Source organism: Pseudoalteromonas sp. BSi20429 (assembly GCF_000238895.1).
GTDB classification, from domain to species: Bacteria; Pseudomonadota; Gammaproteobacteria; order Enterobacterales; family Alteromonadaceae; genus Pseudoalteromonas; species Pseudoalteromonas arctica.
In genome coordinates this window covers 1-215 of sequence record NZ_BADV01000108.1, presented here as the reverse complement: position 1 = coordinate 215, position 215 = coordinate 1, and the positions used below count along the sequence as shown (strand labels likewise).

The window sequence follows — 215 nt, the reverse complement described above, 5'->3', positions numbered from 1 at the left end:
CCGCATCAACAAGGGCGGTGATGGTTTGTGGGCTGCCGTTGCTGTCGGTAACGACTATCGTCACTTGTGCACCCTCACCTGCATCACTTGTGCCGCTTATGATTGGCGTGTTGCTGTCGCTTTGTGCTGCAACATCAACCGTGAGTGTTGGCGGTGTATTATCGAAGTCATCTGAGCTAATTGTACGGGTATTACCTGCGGCATCGGTCGCTGTG

At 53.5% G+C, this 215-nt stretch carries 1 pseudogene; it reads right to left on the bottom strand.

Annotated features, from left to right (window positions below):
- Positions 1–215, bottom strand: a pseudogene (locus P20429_RS20660) (RTX toxin); the annotation flags it as partial.